Annotated in this window: 17 protein-coding genes; 11 read left to right on the plus strand and 6 right to left on the minus strand. The window is 54.5% G+C overall.

Translation table 11 applies throughout. The annotated features are described in order from the left end of the window. Nucleotides 1–26 precede the first annotated feature (26 nt). From HY788_10245 to HY788_10260, 4 genes are all read right to left on the minus strand, one after another. Nucleotides 27–428, minus strand: a complete 402-nt coding sequence (locus HY788_10245; protein ID MBI4774543.1) for a glycosyltransferase — start codon at nt 426–428, stop codon at nt 27–29. A gap of 12 nt (nt 429–440) precedes the next feature. Then, nucleotides 441–983: a hypothetical protein gene (locus HY788_10250; protein ID MBI4774544.1), complete on the minus strand. Its 543-nt coding sequence runs from the start codon at nt 981–983 to the stop codon at nt 441–443. A gap of 116 nt (nt 984–1099) precedes the next feature. Next, nucleotides 1100–2968 (minus strand): N-acetylneuraminate synthase family protein, encoded by a 1869-nt coding sequence (locus HY788_10255; GenBank protein ID MBI4774545.1) that lies wholly within the window; start codon nt 2966–2968, stop codon nt 1100–1102. 24 nt (nt 2969–2992) lie between these two features. Further along, nucleotides 2993–3697 carry a winged helix-turn-helix transcriptional regulator gene (locus HY788_10260; GenBank protein ID MBI4774546.1) on the minus strand — a complete coding sequence of 235 codons (705 nt, stop codon included), beginning with the start codon at nt 3695–3697 and terminating at the stop codon, nt 2993–2995. A gap of 603 nt (nt 3698–4300) precedes the next feature. Between HY788_10260 and HY788_10265 the strand changes: the two genes are divergently transcribed. The 4 genes from HY788_10265 (at nt 4301) to HY788_10280 (ending at nt 7055) form a co-directional block, all read left to right on the plus strand. Further along, on the plus strand, nt 4301–4639 hold the full coding sequence (locus HY788_10265; GenBank protein ID MBI4774547.1) for a hypothetical protein: 339 nt from the start codon (nt 4301–4303) through the stop codon (nt 4637–4639). Between the two features lie 272 nt (nt 4640–4911). Beyond that, complete coding sequence (locus HY788_10270; protein MBI4774548.1) at nt 4912–5817, plus strand: RsmB/NOP family class I SAM-dependent RNA methyltransferase; 906 nt, start codon at nt 4912–4914, stop codon at nt 5815–5817. An 88-nt stretch (nt 5818–5905) separates the two neighbouring features. Further along, nucleotides 5906–6262, plus strand: a complete 357-nt coding sequence (locus HY788_10275; protein ID MBI4774549.1) for a hypothetical protein — start codon at nt 5906–5908, stop codon at nt 6260–6262. Between the two features lie 40 nt (nt 6263–6302). Further along, nucleotides 6303–7055 (plus strand): HAD-IA family hydrolase, encoded by a 753-nt coding sequence (locus tag HY788_10280; protein ID MBI4774550.1) that lies wholly within the window; start codon nt 6303–6305, stop codon nt 7053–7055. Between the two features lie 75 nt (nt 7056–7130). Here the strand turns inward: HY788_10280 and HY788_10285 are convergent, their stop codons facing one another. Continuing rightward, on the minus strand, nt 7131–7220 hold the full coding sequence (locus tag HY788_10285; protein MBI4774551.1) for an AURKAIP1/COX24 domain-containing protein: 90 nt from the start codon (nt 7218–7220) through the stop codon (nt 7131–7133). Nucleotides 7221–7415: 195 nt separating this feature from the next. On the opposite strand from HY788_10285, the gene trxA reads away from it, so the two are divergent. Genes trxA through HY788_10300 form a run of 3 tightly spaced genes read left to right on the plus strand, consistent with a single transcriptional unit; the run spans nt 7416 to nt 9400 of the window. Beyond that, nucleotides 7416–7745: a thioredoxin gene (trxA, locus tag HY788_10290; protein ID MBI4774552.1), complete on the plus strand. Its 330-nt coding sequence runs from the start codon at nt 7416–7418 to the stop codon at nt 7743–7745. Nucleotides 7746–7749: 4 nt separating this feature from the next. After that, on the plus strand, nt 7750–8676 hold the full coding sequence (gene trxB / locus HY788_10295; protein MBI4774553.1) for a thioredoxin-disulfide reductase: 927 nt from the start codon (nt 7750–7752) through the stop codon (nt 8674–8676). After that, nucleotides 8636–9400, plus strand: coding sequence for an outer membrane protein assembly factor BamD (locus HY788_10300; GenBank protein ID MBI4774554.1), 765 nt, complete (start codon nt 8636–8638; stop codon nt 9398–9400). The genes trxB and HY788_10300 overlap by 41 nt, the downstream gene beginning before the upstream one ends. Before the next feature lie 378 nt (nt 9401–9778). On the opposite strand, the gene HY788_10305 is transcribed toward HY788_10300, so the two are convergent. Continuing rightward, nucleotides 9779–10966 (minus strand): ATP-binding cassette domain-containing protein, encoded by a 1188-nt coding sequence (locus HY788_10305; GenBank protein ID MBI4774555.1) that lies wholly within the window; start codon nt 10964–10966, stop codon nt 9779–9781. Nucleotides 10967–11177: 211 nt separating this feature from the next. Between HY788_10305 and HY788_10310 the strand changes: the two genes are divergently transcribed. From HY788_10310 to HY788_10325, 4 genes are all read left to right on the plus strand, one after another. Beyond that, nucleotides 11178–11981, plus strand: coding sequence for a YkgJ family cysteine cluster protein (locus HY788_10310; GenBank protein ID MBI4774556.1), 804 nt, complete (start codon nt 11178–11180; stop codon nt 11979–11981). A 258-nt stretch (nt 11982–12239) separates the two neighbouring features. Beyond that, nucleotides 12240–12551: a twin-arginine translocase TatA/TatE family subunit gene (locus HY788_10315; GenBank protein MBI4774557.1), complete on the plus strand. Its 312-nt coding sequence runs from the start codon at nt 12240–12242 to the stop codon at nt 12549–12551. A 270-nt stretch (nt 12552–12821) separates the two neighbouring features. Then, a complete protein-coding gene (gene mutY, locus HY788_10320) occupies nt 12822–13886 on the plus strand; it encodes an A/G-specific adenine glycosylase (protein MBI4774558.1) in 1065 nt (354 codons plus the stop codon). A gap of 216 nt (nt 13887–14102) precedes the next feature. Further along, nucleotides 14103–17543 carry a PAS domain S-box protein gene (locus HY788_10325; protein MBI4774559.1) on the plus strand — a complete coding sequence of 1147 codons (3441 nt, stop codon included), beginning with the start codon at nt 14103–14105 and terminating at the stop codon, nt 17541–17543. Nucleotides 17544–17679: the final 136 nt, after the last annotated feature.

Consider the following 17679-nt stretch of genomic DNA (forward strand, 5'->3'; position numbering starts at 1 on the left):
TCGGAAGTATTCCGAATGTCCGCCGTCTACAGAGATTCATATGCGCCCGTAAGCACTTCGAGAACCCGGCCTTCATTCCAGACCTGCTCCATGAAAGCCCTGCTCTCCCTGCCGATGGCATCCCGCTTCCCGGAATCGTTAACCAGTTCGTTCAGTCTTTGCTCGAGTTCCCCGGGATTTCCCGCCGGGACCCAGGGAAGGCTCTGCCTGCCGGTAAAGCGACGGATCTGTTCCACATTCCATTGGTCCAGGCCGGCGATGACGGGCTTCCCCTGACTGAGCGATTCCAGGGACGAAATTCCGAACCAACCGCGCATATGGTCGAACACCACATGGCAGCTGCGTTTCAGCCGCAGACAACGACGATGCGGCATCCGTTCGATCACCAGGAGGGATACTCGGGGATTCCGGTCCTTCACGCGCGACATCGCCTCCACAAACTAACGGGTGTTCTTGTGATACTTTCGCGTAGGCGCCTGGCAGACCCGGATTTCGTCCTGAGGCAAGCTGTTTTCGAACCTCGGCAACAGGGCCGCGTCGTTCAGAGGCGCCAGATTAGGAACCCATACGGCGTTTTCCGCCACTTTGAGCAGATCCGGCGTGGCTACGATCACCTTCCTGCCCAGACGCCGGTATTTTTCATTGAATGCATCGGCATTCAGAATGTAGTCGGGGTGGCCGTGATGATGGTGCAGGATGCGTTTCCCGCGAATGTAATCCCGAACCACCAATGGGCCCAGATGGGCGTTCTCGTCGCTGAGCATATGAAAATGGAAAACATCGGCCTCGATCATCAGTTGTTCGAGTTCCCCGTAATCGTCGTCGTGGATGTCGGGCAGATGTAGGTCCGTCTCGTACTCGAAACCGTATTTTTCCGCCGTGGAAACCAGGCGGCACCGGTGGGAGGTGTACCGGTTTATGGCGTTGGTAAAGGCGATTCCCATGCCTGCGGGGTCATTGGCGGTGATCATGAGGATGTTCAAAAGAGACGCCTCCCATGCGAGCAATCAACGTTTTTCCGATCACCGGGATGCTTACCGTTCACCCGATTTACGGTTCCTGCGCCTGTGTCGGCGAACGAATTCAGAGCCGTTCCCGTTTAGAGATCGTAGCCGGACAGACGGGTCAGGGCTTCGATGAATCCACGTCCTCCGTGCAGGTGCCCCAGCCATATCTCCGGCACCCAGGTGTCTCTGTAGTCTGAAAAAAGGGGCATCACGGCATTGAAATCGATGTCCCCATCCCCGATCTGAATCCCTTCGCCGTCCAGTCCGCGTGCGTCCGCGAAATGGATGTGACGAATGTGCTCCCGAACGGCCTCGATGAACTCGCAGAGATCGACGCCTCCGGCGTTGCAGTAGAGTGAAGCGTGGGACAGATCGAAACAGAAGCCCGAGTCGGTCCGGCGACAAAAGTCGACGATGTCCTCCGGTCCCATGAAGTAGTGTCCCCTCCATTGGCCTCCGAAGTACCAGGGAAAAGGAGGGAGGTTCTCCATCAACAGCTCCACCCCATCGCTGCGAAGCTCTTCCCATGACCTGAGGAGGTTTTCCCGGAGCCGCTGCGGGACCGAATCTTCCTTGAGGCTCATGGCTCCCGGATGCACCACCAGTTTGGGCGATCCTTTGAATCGTGGGCTCCATTTCCGGGCCAGGACAATGGCCTTGCGCACCTGCTCGACGGACCGGCCGCGGGTGGCTTCATCCTCGGCGCACAGGTCAACCAATTGATCGCCCATGTACTCCGGTGCGTGGACGACGAGATGCTGCGGAAAAACCCGTTCGGAAATCTCCGCTGTCTCGAGATCATTCTCCGTCAGGCGAATTTCAAGCGTTTTAGGATTCAATCGGATGAATTCCCCCGCGTCACTGAACCGGGCGATCAGACCCCACAGGCTTTCAAACCCGTTTTCCGTGGACCGCGGGCCGTGGTCCGCGTCATCGCTCTCCGTGAAGTAATCGTCCGGTTCGTAATCACGCGTCGCCCGGAGTCCCACGATTTGGTGGAGCCGATGGGGCGGTACGCCCCGGGCGGGCCCCTTCGCACACACCATGGACTTGCGGATCGGGGTCCCCCGCGGAATGAACCGGGCCGCCACCAGGCTTTTGCCGAACAGTTCCCGATTCAGAATTTCGCCTTGGGAGAGATGGTCCGTTTCTTCTCCCATGGCGTCCTCGGCTACCCTGATTTCCTCGACCAGCCGGCGAAATTCATGAGGTTCCAAGCTGGCGCGATGGTCGGGACCGGGCATGTTCCGGTTCAGGGTCAGATGTTTTTCTATGATACAAGCGCCCAAGGCCACGGCGATTAAAGGGATCGTAATTCCGACGTCGTGGCTGGAATAGCCCACCGGACGCCCGAAACGTCTTAGCGAAACCATTCGCTTCAGCTGCGCCTCCCTGGGGTGTACCGGATATACGCTGCGGCAGTGCAGCAGGGCGAAAGGGATATCGTGCGCATCGAGCACGGCCACGGCTTCCTCGACCTCTCGACCGGTAGCCATTCCCGTCGAGACAATCATGGGCTTTCGAACACGGGCCACCGCATCTAACAGGGGGATGTTGGTGAGATCCGCCGATGCGATCTTGTGAGCCGGTAAATCGAGGCTTTCGAGAAAACGAACGCTCGCAGCGTCAAACGGTGTGCACAAAAAGTCCAGTCCCAGATGGTCCGCTTCCTGTTTTAGGCCGACGAAGGTCTCTTCCTCCAGCTCGGTCTGCCGCAAAACGGGGATGATATACTGAATATGTTGTTCGAACCGCCAGGTGCATTCCAGAACGTCCCTCCGGTAGAGATCGGATAAATTCCGTTTCTGGAATTTAACCGCATTGGCGCCCGCTTCGGCGGCCGCCTGCATCAACCGAAGCGCCGCATCCGGATCTCCGTTGTGGTTGATGCCGATTTCGGCGATGACATAGACAGGTTGCCCTCCGCCTATGGAGGTAGTTCCCAGGACCATCGTTCTCATATCGCCTCGAAGTCAACGCAGCGGTTAGAGGTCGATCAACCTGCACACCCGGATGCCTTCCGACTCCAGATGCCGAATCTCCTCGAAAATCTCGTCCTGCCTGGCGTAGGACGTGATGAGCACGCAGTCCGGCTGTATGGCGGGAACGGCCTCCCGTCCCTCCACCGGGATCCCGAAAAACCGTTTGCCTTGCTTTTCCGGGTCGTTGTCAACGATACCGACCACCTGGACCGGCATTTCCTTCAGTGCGGCGAACACGATTTCGCACGTTTCGCCGGCGCCGAACAATACCACCCTTCGAACTCCTTCTCGTGGCAAGCTCATGAGTTTATGGACCAATTCGTGTTTTGTCGCGATGTAGAGGCGGACGATGTCCACGGAGTAATCGATGAAAAGCTTTGACAACCGATTGTACCCTTTCGGCGTAAGACTATACCGCATACTCCGGTTGGTGTGTCCTTCCACTCGAATCAGACCCTCGTCCGCCAGCCGCCGGATGTAGTTATTCACCATGGTGCTGCTCAGATGGACCCGTTCGGCCAGGATATGCTGACTCATGGAAGGATTCTCGTTCAGGCATGCGAGGATGAACAGCTCACGAAACTGCTTGGTAGGCAGAAGGAATTTGGAAATTCCGGGGTCTACCAGACCATCGGTCTCGTGTGTGTGGGGCGTTTTTGAGAGCGGTTCATTCAACCCGTTCAAAGAATGCATGGCCGGTTTGTTCATCGATGTTTTCTCCCCGTACTCGCATCTTCGCGACTATACACAAACTGTATGGTGAGTGCAACAGGCCTTTCTGTGTGGAATATTTTGCCGATCCACGTCCCGAATCCCCGAACGTGTCTTTCGGGGATGGCCTTGAACCGCCGTCGGAAAGAGATGTTCGGCGCAACTTCCCGTCCCCGTTACATGGGTATGCAACTATCGGGCCGAGCTGTGACCGGGTCCCGTCGGAGGGCCGCCTTTTTCTCTTAATCCCGCGGACGGGCCTGATGTGGTTTAAAGCCACTGTCTTCGAAATGGAAGGTTGGTTGGTCCATTGAAACCGACCGGAAGGGCAGAGAGGGAGTCCAATGTCAACGGGCGATGGGCGTGGATCCATACGGCCGATTTCCTTCCGGCGAAGGGTGAAGCGTTTGAAGCTTCCATCGCGGGAAAATCAGCGATGACCCCGAGTGTGAAACAGGACGCCTATCTCTTGAAATACCATCGCATGTTCTCTTCCAATGATCGCTTGCTCCGCAATCGAGTTGATGATATAGGAGTATAGTCCAATCTCGAAACAGATCGGATTCGATAACCGACATAGTAAGGGGGCAGCTTTCCATCATGACCAATCCGACCATCGATCATCCTGTATGGGGCGCCATCGAAGTGTTGCAGGATGGTGGTTCTTTTATCCTTTGCCAGGTAGGGGCCGAGGCCAAGAAGATATCGAAAGCCTGGCTAGTGGACAAAGGCGTCCTCATTGATCATCTGTTTAAGGAGCCCGAAATTCCATCACGGCCCAGACAAAAGTCTTCCGGCGCGAGAAGTGCGGGACTTCGTCCGCCTGACCACGATGAAGAGGTGGACCGAGGCGAGTCCGACGAGGACGTTTTTGTCGAAGAAGACGCGGACGAGAATGACGCGGACGAAGAGTCCTATGAGGATGACGACTCGGAATAAATGATCGCCGGTCCCGTTTATGTGTATATGATTGAAACATTCCCCTGAGGGAACCCGGTTGAACAGGGGTATCCATCGATCTCCCCGTGAACGGGGAAGTACCCCATCCGTGAACGGCTCCACCAAAACGCCTGAATTTTCTCAGCGCGGGGGATGCCAAACGCCCATCGTTAATGACGGACGGCCGTGGTATCCGATAACGCACCTCAGCAACCCGTTTTGTCGAGTACGGTTTTCCGAGCGTCGGCCGGAAAGAGAGGATCTTTGACCCGTTGACGTTTGAGAGATATCGCGACTTCATCCCGGATTTCGATCACTTTCTGAAGGTCCTGGAGCTTGAACCAAAACCGGTGATTCGGGTAAATGCGCTCAAGTGCTCTCCGGATGCTCTTGTGGATCGCCTCGATCGTAAAGGGGTCATCCTGCGGCCTTTAGGAATTCGTCCCTACCTCTTCGAATACCCCGCAAGCGAAACCCCCGGATCCACCCTGGAATTCCTGTCCGGATGGTACCACATCCAGTCCTTGTCTTCCCATGTGCCCGTATGGGTCCTGGCCCCTGAAGAGAACGAAAGCATACTGGACCTCTGTGCCTCGCCGGGAAGCAAGACGAGTCTCCTGGCTCAGGAGATGCGGAATTCGGGATCGATTCTGGCCAACGAGAAGAGAACTTCGCGTTTGCGCCCTCTGCTCAATACGCTGATCCGGTTGGGCGTGGCCAATACGGTCGTATGCACCTACAACGGCGAGGAATTCCCCAAACGAGTCGCGTTCGATCGGGTTCTCGTGGACGCTCCGTGTTCCGGAGAAGGAAATGTTCGTATCCGACCGGGCGCCTTTCTCGATCATACCGATGGGGCCGGGAAACATCTTCCCGAACTTCAAAAGCGACTGCTCGTCCGTGGATTCGACGTTCTGAAGCCGGGCGGACGGTTGGTTTATAGCACCTGCACCTTCAACCCGGAGGAAAATGAGGGCGTTGTGGCGCACCTCCTGACGGTGAGAGACGCTATCGTTGAACGCATAGATCAGCCTTTGCCTCACAGTCCGGGCATCACCGGATACGGAAATGTCATCTATGGAAACGAGCTTGCGAAATGCATCCGGATCTATCCCCACCAAATCCGAACCGGAGGTTTCTTCATTGCCTCCGTGGTTAAACCGGGAAACACATGCTGAGGCGAGCGGTTTCTTCGAGAAACGCTTTGGCATTCCGCCCGAATGGTTTCAACCGTATCTTATCGGGCGGAGAGGTCCTACCTACTTCATGATCCGACGGAGTGCTCATCTCGAACAGGCGTTCGATCTGAAAGTCCATGTGCCGGGGCTTCCGATCCTAAGGCGTGTCGGCGATTATTTGAAACCCACGGGCGCCATTCTTCAGTTGGCCGGTCACCTGGTGCATAGGAACGTTCTGGATCTGTCCGAGGAAGAACTCTCTCGACTCCTCGATGCGGGTCACATGGCGGATGCGTCCGGTTTGGAAGAGGGATACGTGATGATTCGGGCCGCCGGCGTGCCGGCGGGATGTGCGTTGGTACTGGGTGGGCGGCTGCTCAGCCGATTCCCGAAGTGGTTTCGGGCGATGTACAAAAGAACGGAGTCGCATAATCCGAATTCGTGATTATACTTAGATCCGAGATTCGCTAAGGAGCCGTACATACATGAAGACCGGAACCGAGACACGGGAAAACGCATTGTTGGATTGGCGACGCATCACGCATGTTTTGCTGGATTTGGACGGAACTCTGCTGGATAAGGACTTTGATGACCATTTGTGGCAGGAGTTGGTGCCCATGGTCTACGCACGGGAAAAGGGAGTTTCGCTCCAGGAAGCAAAAACAATCTTATACACGGAGTACAAGAAAGAATGGGGCAGGCTTAACTGGAACGACATCGACCATTGGAGCGCCGTATTCGGTTTGGAAATCGTCGATCTGCAGCGGAGCGTGGCGAGCAGGGTGGCCATGCACCCAGGGGTCACGGAATTCCTGAAATTCGTGCGGGCTATGGGCAAACCCCTGCATTTGGTGACGAACGCCCATCCAAAAACGCTCTCGACCAAAATGGAGCAGATTCCATTGGCTGCTCTCTTCGACGAGGTTCTGAGCGCTTTTCAGGTTGGTCATGCCAAAGAGGAGATCGAGTTCTGGGAGGAGGCCCAACACCGATTGGCCTTTACCCCCGAAACCACCGTGCTGGTCGACGATAATGCGGAAGCGCTCCGTGCGGCGGAAGAGTTCGGGGTGGTTTATGTACTCCATAAGTCGCGGGCTTCGAGCACCCGGCCGCCGGAACCCCACCCCGAGTTCCCTTCGATAGAATATTTCAGCGAACTCATGACGATTCCGGGAGAAGGACCCGAAACATTGAAGCCTTGGCCCACCACGCGGCGGGTGCTACAGGTGTGTACCTAAGAGCGCCGCCGATAGGTTTGGGTGACACGAGGCCCGAGGTCGTCTCATCATCAACCGCTGGGACAGAGGAACCGATTATTTATTCTTGTGACGATTCCTTCGCCGTAACTTGCGGTGTTTGTGTTTGCTCATTTTTTTTCGACGTTTCTTGGTTACGCTGGACATTGTCCACCTCCTCCCATGTGTGGATAGCTGAAGAGGTTTAAAATACAACGCGGAGTAAAAAAGTCAACTAAAAAATCACTATCGTATACCGGTCCGGAGTTCTGTTTGACGCCCGCTCACAAAAAGCGGTATTGACATCCAAACGAACTAGACACTAGAATAAAATCTTATTTTTGTTAAAGGAAGGAGCCTTGCATGGCAGCAAAAAACATCATTCAAGTGACGGATGAGACGTTCGACTCGGATATCCTGAAATCCGAACTGCCTTCTCTGGTGGATTTCTGGGCCGCGTGGTGCGGGCCGTGTCGCGCCATCGCTCCGGTCATTGACGAACTGGCTGAGCAATATGATGGAAAAATCCGAGTGGCGAAGATGAACGTGGATGAAAACCCCAGAACTCCGGGCAAATACGGTATCCGGGCCATCCCGACGCTGATCCTCTTCAAGGGAGGGGACGTGGCGAACCAGATTACGGGCGCCGTATCCAAAAGCCATATCGAGGAAGCCATCAAAAGTGTCGTCTGATAGTATGCAACAGGAAATGTATGATCTGATCATTATCGGAGGCGGACCGGCCGGTTTGACAGCCGGGATGTATGCCGCGCGAGCCCGGATGAAGGTTTTGCTGCTGGAAAAGCTGAGCCCCGGTGGCCAGGTCTTGAATACGGAATGGATTGAAAATTATCCCGGTTTCCCCGAAGGTATCAGCGGCTTCGAACTGGTGGACCGGATGAAAGAGCAGGCATTGCGGTTCGGTCTGCCCATTGAATCCGGAGAAGTCACCGGTATAAACCTCTCCGATTCCGAAAAAGAAGTAGTGCTGGCCGACGGAAAGCGGTACGGATGTCGCGCCCTCGTCATCGCCAGCGGTGCGTCGTGGAATAAACTTAAAGTACCCGGGGAAGTGGAACTGATCGGAAAAGGGGTTTCCTACTGCGCAACGTGCGACGGTCCGTTTTTTCGCGATGCTGTTACGGCTGTAGTGGGCGGTGGCGATTCAGCCGTGGAAGAGGCGTTATTCTTGACCCGTTTCGCCAAGAAGGTGATCATCATACACCGGCGCGACGAACTACGAGCAACGAAGATCGTGCAGGAACGGGCCATGGCGAGCGAGAAAATCGAATTTCTCTGGAACACCGTCGTTACCGAAATTCAGGGTGATGGCAAGGTCGAGCGTCTTTCGCTCAGAAATGTCAAGACCGGAGACGTGTCCGATTTGGAGGTTGAGGGGATCTTCATCTTCGTCGGAGTGGTTCCCAACACCGGATATATCGGCGCGGAAATCGAAAAGGACGAACGCGGTTTTGTCATCGCCAATTTGTATCGGGAAACCAACGTGCCGGGAGTTTTTGCCTGTGGGGATGTGACCCACAAGGACTTCCGGCAGGTGGCCAACGCTGTCGGAGAGGGAGCGAATGCCTGCTATAGCGCCGAAAAATATCTGGAAAGTCACTAGGAAAACGACGGCGGGTTACCGAGGTTTCGTGCTGGCCCTTTTGGCCGCAGCGATGCTGAATATATCCGGATGCGGCATTCTATTTCACGAGCCGCCGCCGAACTCGGACGACTTGTTGATGCAGGACGGCATCGAAGCTTTCAACGATGGAAGCTATAAAGATGCCATAGAAGTGTTCCAGAAGGTCAAAGACCGCTTTCCTTTCAGCCCCCACGTAATCCTAGCCGAACAAAAGATCGCGGACGCGCACTACCTGAGGCAAGAATATCCTGAAGCCGTGTATGCGTACGAGGATTTCGAAAAGCTTCATCCGCGCAACCCGATTATTCCTTATATCAACTTTCAAATCGGCATGTGTTATTTTGAGCAAATGGCCGCCATTGACCAGGATCAGGAATACACTCGCAAAGCGGCGGCGGAGTTCGATCGCTTGATTAAGACACACCCGGACAGCGTTTACGCCATACGGGCCGAAAATAAGCTCAATGAATGCCTGAAGCGGCTTTCCCAATACGAAATGTATGTAGGGAGGTTGTACTTCCGGCAAAAGCACTATGCTGCAGCCAAAGCTCGCTTTCAAGGGGTGGTCTATAATTTTCCGGACCAGGGGGAGTACAGAGAGGCGTTGACGTACATCGCCCGATGCGACGCGGAACTGCAGACCAAAAGCGAAGTCCCTTCCGTACAGGGGGGGACCTCCGGCGGTTCAATACCTTCCGAATAGGCCCGGTACTGGGAGGCGGTTTCGAAAGCTGAACTCGAGACCGTCTCTTCCCGTCCAGGGATGAGAATATCCATTCAGCAGGAAACCTCATTTCGGAATCCACGAGAAAGAACGAAGTCAAGGACTGAATTCCGGGCTTGACCTCCTGAACATCCACGCCGATGGGGAACCGGTCACTTGCCAACGCAGCCCGGCAGTACGACCCGTTGCGGGTCAGAGAAAGACGTGGGGGCTTGGGGGAGGCTGGATCCGGCATTGCTGCGACCACTCCGGGTGTTCCGGAGGGTTCTTTTGTCACTTGAAGGGAGTCGGGGGCAAATCCCGATTCCTGCAACCATCAGCATTCGGGGAGTATCTTCGCATTAGGAAATGGCTCGATCACGACGGCGTTCGTTCTCCAGGAACGATGAGGCCATTTAACGCCTCCCGGACGAGCTGTTCCGGCGTCTTTTTAGCCTCGAATTCAGCCCAGCCGACGGAAACTCGAGGCGTGGCTCCCTCCGCCACGTCCGCCAGCTTGGAGGAGGCGATTTCACTGATTCGGCGGGCCAGGACTTCTGCGGCCCACTTTGGAGTACCGGGCAGAATCATGGCGAACGTTCTATCATCGTAGCGTGCGATCACGTCAGAGAGCCGAACCTGTTTTCTCAGGACATACGCCAGTTCGAAATGCCATTCTTCCACCTTCGTATCCTTTCGAGCGCTTTGGACTTGAACCAGCACAACACTGAACGGCTGTCCGTATCGCTCGCCACGGGCACACTCCTCGGCGAGGCGAATGTCCAGCTCGACCCGGGAGAGCAGGCCCGTATGAGGACACCGTATGCTTTGGACGCCGGAGAGAAAATTAAGGAACGCTTCGTTTGTCACTCTCTCGAACTCGCCGGAGGGAGTGTCCACCACAATTTTTCCCTCGTCGAGCATGGCGATCCGGTCGGTGATCGTGAAAATATCCGGTATTTCGTGACTTACGATGACGGCGGCAAATCCGTGATGACGTTGAGAAGCCGCGATGAGTTCGTGAACGGAGTTCTTGCGCAAAGGATCCAGTCCGGTGGTAGGTTCGTCGAAAAGAATGATGTCCGGATTATTCACAAGAGCCCGAGCCAACCCAACTCGTTTTCGCATGCCGCCGCTGAGTTGTGGCGGGAATTTTTCTCTGGCCGCTATCAATCCCACGTGATCCAGAAGATCTTTGACTTTTTCCTGGATTTGGGTTTCCGAAAGCTTGGTCGTTTCCCTCAGAGGCAGCGCCACATTCTCGAACACGGTCAGACTGTCGAAAAGCGCTGCATTCTGGAAGAGAAAACCCATCTTGGAACGGACGTGTTCGAGCTCACCCCGAGAAGCCTTGCCAACATCCACTCCGTTTACCAGCACCTGTCCGGCGTCGGCTCGCATCAGTCCTATAATGTGTTTCAGGATGAGGCTCTTGCCCACCCCGCTTTTCCCGATAATACCAACGGTCTCCTTCTGGTAAACATTAAGGGAAACTCCTTGGAGCACGGGTGTGTCCTTAAAACTCTTGTAAATATTGTCAACAGCGATGATCGGTGATCGTTCCATGTTCTTTGCGCCCGCCTAACAGGTGTGCAATTTCGCGCTATTCTTTCACGGCAAAGAAAGTATGGTACATGACGAATCGTTCTTCACGCAAGGAAAAGTTGATTCGGTATCCGCTCAGGCCAATCGGTTCCAGGCATATGTTCTGGACAATCCGGACGGGATGTGCGATTTTGACCCTCAGTAGACACTTGATCGAATGCAGGGAAATGTCATGATATCCATCCAGGACCTAAGAGAGACGATGCCTAACGCCGAGCGCCTTTTCCCGCGGGTGCGGTCTCTGTATCTGCGCCTCCCGGAAACCCGGTGTTCATGCGACCAGCCCGGAGTCTGTTGCACTTTCCTGCCGGAAATGACGGCAGTGGAGGCGCTTCAATGGTTTCAACTCATGCAGCATATGCCGGACCGGATCCTTTTATCAACACTGAAAAGGTTCATGGAATCCTACTTCACGAGTCTGGCTCGTTTGAGCCACTGTCCTTTTTTGGCGGACGGTGTCTGCTCGATCTATGAACATCGCCCGTTTGCGTGCCGTGCTTTCGGTCTCTGGAGTCGTGAACTGGGCCGGAAACGCACCCAACAGAGCCGAGAAGAAAAGGATACGCTGCGCGGGACGTGGAAGCAATACGGGGTGGAATTGCCCGCGCATGTCGTGGAATTCGAACACGACCATTGCGACCGGGTCACGGTTGAGTCGGATGAACGTTTGAATGATTCGGACTTGTTGTATCTTTTTCGAGAGATTTATGATCTTGACCAGGAGATCGGCGGTTTCCGGGAACAATTCGAAAAGGGGTATCATTCCGATTTTAGTTTCCTGGTGACCGGCCTTGCGCTGGGGATGAAAAAAGCGCTGCTCGACAAGCTGGCAGTCACAAAGGAATTGCTTCAGGAAGGCGTGGAAGTCCGACTCCGCAGGGTGATGGAACTGGCGTCGCCGGAAAAACTCCATTTAGACGTGCGGGCTTCCGCGGAGTGCGATTCCACGTCCGAAAACCCACCGGAATCCGTTTGACGCCGACAGGGCGCGATGTCGGTCAGCGGACAGATCGATCCGTCGGGAGATCATCGCTGAAAGAGAAATGAAAGAAACAGGACACTGACGTTATGCCCCAGGAACGGCTCTGTAACCGGTATAAGAGCTTGTAATGAACGCCGGAATGAGTATTATGGAGGAAGGTGCGGATTTTTGAGAATCGTTTTAACGGGTCTGAGGCATGATAACCCGCCGGAAGTCCGCAGGACGCCAAAACCTTAGTAAGGGGAAGACTGCATGTTTGGTCTTGGAACGTCGGAAGTTATCGTGATCGCTTTGCTTATCCTTGTTTTTTTCGGCGCTCGTCGGCTGCCCGAGATCGGGGAAGGCCTGGGTAAGGCCATTCGCGAGTTCAGAAACGTTAAAAAAGATCTTGCCCAGGACGACAAGCGAGACGACGAAGACGCGGACTCGGTCAACAAGGGTCCATCCCTTGAAAAAAAAATAGCCAGTAAGGTCGCCGACCAGGTCAGCGAGCGAATTCCTGCTATCCGGCAAGCCAAAAAGCTCAAAGACGGGGCAGATAAACTAAAGAATCTGCTCTCCTGAAATTCAGTTGCCTGTGAGCATTTTCGAGCGTTTGGTCAAGTGTTTCGTTGTCCGACCGCTGAAAGGCGCTTCATGTCCCATTGCTGTCGTAAATGGAAGGAGCGTTGCCTGGTTGATACTTTGTCTCCGGTCCTGAACGCATCAGGGATGCGTGGAAAGCTCCTTACTCCGAATCCTACATCTCTATTCTCGAATTCCGATCTTCCCTGATACATCATGTCCAGCCCTGCAAGGTCGCTATCCGTAGATGAACGCCCGAAATTGCAGACCATGCTTGTGGCTTGGTACGCCCGCAATCAGAGAGATCTGCCCTGGAGGCGATGCCATGATCCTTACCGGGTCTGGGTTTCTGAGGTCCTGCTCCAACAAACACGGGTAGATCAGGCTATTCCGTATTTTCATCGCTTCGTCGACCGTTTTCCGGATCTGTTCTCACTGGCCCGAGCCCGGCAGTCCGAAGTGTTGAAAGTCTGCGAGGGCATGGGATATTACGCCCGGGCCCGGAATCTTCACAAGGCGGCCCGTCAACTCGTCGACGAGAGAAAGGGGCGTATTCCCGATACACTGGAAGAACTCCTAGAGCTTCCCGGTATCGGTCCCAATACGGCGCATGCGCTGCTGAGCATCGGCTTCGACCGCCCGTATCCGGTTGTGGACGGGAACGTCCGGCGGATCCTTTCACGTCTGGTCGGTCTCGGGGGTGATTTGAGCAAACAGGGGCGGTCTCAGCTTCTATGGACCATCGCCCGCGAACTTCTACCGGTGGAAGGGCCGGCAACATTCAACCAGGCGATGATGGATCTGGGCGCCCTGATTTGCCTGCCTCGCAAACCGCAGTGTGAGAAATGCCCGGTGTTGTCCTTCTGCTACGCCTTCCAGTCCGGCGATGCGGAAGCGTACCCTGAGAAACGGCCACGTAAGTCGAAACCCCACTATGACGTGTCCGCAGGCGTCATTATGAACGGAGCCCGCATCCTGATCACACGGCGCTTCCCCGAAGGGCTTCTGGGAGGCCTCTGGGAGTTTCCCGGCGGGAAAAGGGAGGAGGGAGAGACCCTTGAAGCATGTCTGTTGCGAGAGATACAGGAGGAGTTATCCGTCACCATCGATGTCGGTCCCTCGTTTCTAACCGTCAACCGCGAATATAGCCACTTTCGGATTACATTGCATTCTTTCCTTTGTCGTTTGCAGCGCGGCGAACCCCAAAAAATTGGCTGCTCGGATCTCAGATGGGTCACTATAGGTCAACTGGGTGATTTTGCCTTTCCAAGAGCGGATCGGAAGATCATCGAAAAACTGAACAGTACAAACCCTTTCACTCTTATGCCGAATTGAAAGGATTGTCACAACCGCGGCAAGCGAGGTTGTGATTTGCAAAGCGTCCAGTGTCTTAGAATCTCCACTCGGAGTATACGATACGCATGCGCTTTAGCACCGCCGGGAACGATGCCGGGACGGCCGACCGTATGGAATACATCCGAGGCTTTCCGCCAATAGCGGTCGCTCAAGCCGCTTAAGCGGCATAGGTTTCCAATTTATTGGGGAAGCGTTATGACTCTTCGCACGAAGACTTCTCTTCTGCTCGCCTGCACCGTCGTTTTGGCCGTCACCTTGACAGGATATTTCTACCTGCAACTCCTGCAAAGCACGATCAGGAAATCGATCTTTGACAAGGCGGAAGACATCTCCGGCGCCACGGCTTCGGCGATAGCCGTATTCCTCGATGACACACTCAGAGACGCCCAGGTGGCAGCCGCTACGATCCCATCACGTGTTCTGGAAGAATGGGATGTGGCTGAAATTGAGCGGCGGCTGAGTTCCATGATGAAGCTTTACCCTAAATTCGAAAACGGGCTGTTTGTTCTTGATTCCAAGGGAACTCTTCAATTGGATTATCCCCCACATCATGGAGTGAGAGGCAGGTCGTTTGAATTCAGAGAATACTTCAAACGAACGATGAAAGAAGGCAAAGGGATTATCGGGATCCCTTACCGGTCGGCCAGAACCGGTGAGCCCGTTCTTACATTTACTGCGCCACTGAGAAGAACATCCGGAGAAATCATTGGATTGTTGGGCTGCTCGGTAAAACTTCTTTCGGATCAGGCGCTCGGCGGCATAGGCAAAAAAGGTTTTGGCGAATCCGGGTATGTATATGTTTTCGATACCAGCAGGTTGAATATCCTTCACACCGATAAGGATCGGGTGCTCGAAAGAGACGTACCCCCCGGAGCAAATAACCTTTTCGACGCGGCCGTGGAGGGATTTGAAGGAACGGGTGAGACCGTCGACTCCCAAGGGATCCACATGCTGGTTTCTCTCAAGCGCGTACCGGAGAGCAACTGGATCGTCGGAGTCCAGCAAACCGCTGAAGAAGCATTCGCTCCCATTCGAGAGGCCCGTCTGCGAATTGCACTTTTTCTCGCCATCGGTGTTCTGGTCGCTTTCTTGGCTGGAACGGTGGTGATTCGGAGGATCACCTATCCGCTGTTCCAGCTCCGGCGAGCGGCCATGTCCATCAGCGCGGAGTCCCTCGAGACGCCCAAGCCGGTTGGAGATCGGGACCTTAACTTGTGGGAGAAACTGGACAGTATTCGGAGCGGAGATGAAATCGGTGAATTGGCTCAAACCCTGAAGGAGATGTATGAAAAACTGGGTCAAACCTTGCTGTCGTTGAAACGGTCGGCCAAAGACTGGGAACGTACGTTTGACTCCGTGCCGGAAGCGATTTTTATTCTGGATAAGCAAAATAACGTCCGGCGCCTGAATCGAGCTGCTGCGAACCTGCTCCGGATGGATTTCAGGGAGGCAATTGGACGGCACTGCTACAAGCTGTTCAGAAAAGATGACAGTGTTCCGGATTATTGCCCGGATGAAGGGGAATTGAAAGATAAGAAGCCCGCTGTGTTGGAAGTCGATGAGCCCTCTCTGGGTGGAATCTTCAGAATGATCATAACACCCCTTACGGACGATGCAGGCAACAGCGTTGGGGCGGTGCTCGTTCTCAGCAATATTACAGCGGCCAAGCGGGCGGAAGAGGCATTACGTGAAAGTGAACTCCGGTATCGTTCGCTCTTCCTAGAGGCTCAGGATGCACTTTTTCTCATTAAGAACAAGGCCTACATAGACTGTAATCCCGCTGCGGAAAGGTTGTTTCGTTGTTCCCGGGAAGAGATGCTCGGGAGCAGTCCGGTCAAATTTTTTCCAGAGTTTCAGTCCGATGGATCATCCTCTTCCGATCTGCTCAACACGATGGACCTGGCCGACTTCTCAGGGCATCCGCTTCGTTTCGAGTGGATGCACAAAGCCAAAGGCGGCCATCTTTTCGACGCGGAAGTCTCGATCAGCAGGGTGTACATCCGGGGCGAAGCCACTTTTCTGATGCTGGTCCGTGACATCACCGAACAGAAACACGTTCGGGAGATCCTCATGAAAGAACAGAAACGGCTCGCCTCCATCCTGGATGGTATCCCGTTACCGACCATCATGATCGACAGGAATCACCGAGTACTATTCTGGAACCGGTCTTCGGAACTGACGAGCGGAGTTCCCAGAGAGAAAGTGTTGAATCAGCCGCTGGACCTTGGCCATTTATACAACGATCAGAAACGTCCGATCCTGGCGAATCTGATTCTCGACCTGACGGATGAAGAGCTGTTGGCACGGTACGGTGAGAAGGGCCTTCGCAAGATTGAAGAATCCCCTGAAGCCTTCGGAACAGTGGACCGGATATGGACGAACGGAAAGGAGCGCGTGGTGGCCCTCATAGCCACAAGGCTGCGGGACGCCGGGGGTGAGGTGGTGGGCGCCATTCAGTGCGCGCAGGACATCACCGAGAGGGAGCAGCTGCAACAGAAGCTTCAGCAGGTCCAGAGAATCGAAGCGTTGGCCACGCTGGCTGGAGGAATAGCCCATGACTTTAATAACTTATTAATGGCGATCCAAGGGCATGTTTCTCTGATGCTCGTGGATACCTCATCGTCGGCCCGGTACGTCGAGAAGCTGAAAAGCATCAATCGGCTGGTCCGAAGCGGTGCGGAACTCACTCGACAATTGTTGGGCTTCGCCCGAGCAGGAAAGTACGACGTCAGACCTCTCAGCATCAATGAACTCATTGAATATAGCTCCGATATGTTCGGCCGCACAAGAAGGGAGATCGAGATACACAAGCAACTTGAACCGAATGCCTGGACCGTCGAGGCGGACCGAGGGCAGATCGAACAGGTGCTGCTGAACATCTATGTTAACGCTTGGCAAGCCATGCCTGATGGCGGGAAATTGCTCATAAGAACGGAATCGGTGACCGTGCACGCGGACACCGCACAACTTTGGGGACTCAGGCCCGGTCGGTATCTCAAGATCGTTATCGCGGATACTGGAATCGGGATGGATGAAGGTACGCTGAAAAGGATATTCGACCCGTTCTTCACCACCAAGGAGAGGGGCCGGGGGACCGGTCTCGGGCTTGCGTCCGCCTATGGTATCATCAAGAATCACGGCGGCTATATCGATGTTGCCAGTCAAAAGGGCAAGGGAAGCAGCTTTACCATCTATTTACCTGCTTCAGGGAAGCCGGTTTCACTAGAAACCAAGGGGTCGGATGTGCCCCAGAAAGGCACGGAGACCATTCTCTTTGTAGACGATGAAATGGAGATTTTGGAGGTAGGAGAACAAATCCTACGGACTCTGGGGTACCGGCCTTTGGTCGCTCGCAACGGCGCCGAGGCTCTGGACATCTATCGCGACAATATGAGCGGCATCGACCTGGTTATTCTGGACATGATTATGCCGGGGATGAGCGGCGGAGAGACGCATGATGCGCTCAAGAAAATGGATCCTCGAGTAAAGGTTTTGCTTTGCTCGGGTTACAGCCTCGATGGCCAGGCGAATGAGATACTCAAGCGAGGATGCGACGGGTTTCTTCAGAAACCTTTTGATATAACGACACTTTCCATTAAACTGAGAGAAATATTGAGCGCGAAGACGGTAAGATGAAGCTCTTTCCGGATCATGACAAGCGGATCATCGCTGTCCACTGTTTGGATTCTGATTAGGGTCCAAAGAGCGACAGAAAGCCCCGGTCTCCTCGCCACCGCCTTTGCGCGTTTCTCCACCCATTGTTCAACCACCT

Source organism: Deltaproteobacteria bacterium (genome assembly GCA_016208165.1).
In the GTDB taxonomy this organism is placed as follows: domain Bacteria; phylum Desulfobacterota; class Desulfarculia; order JACQYL01; family JACQYL01; genus JACQYL01.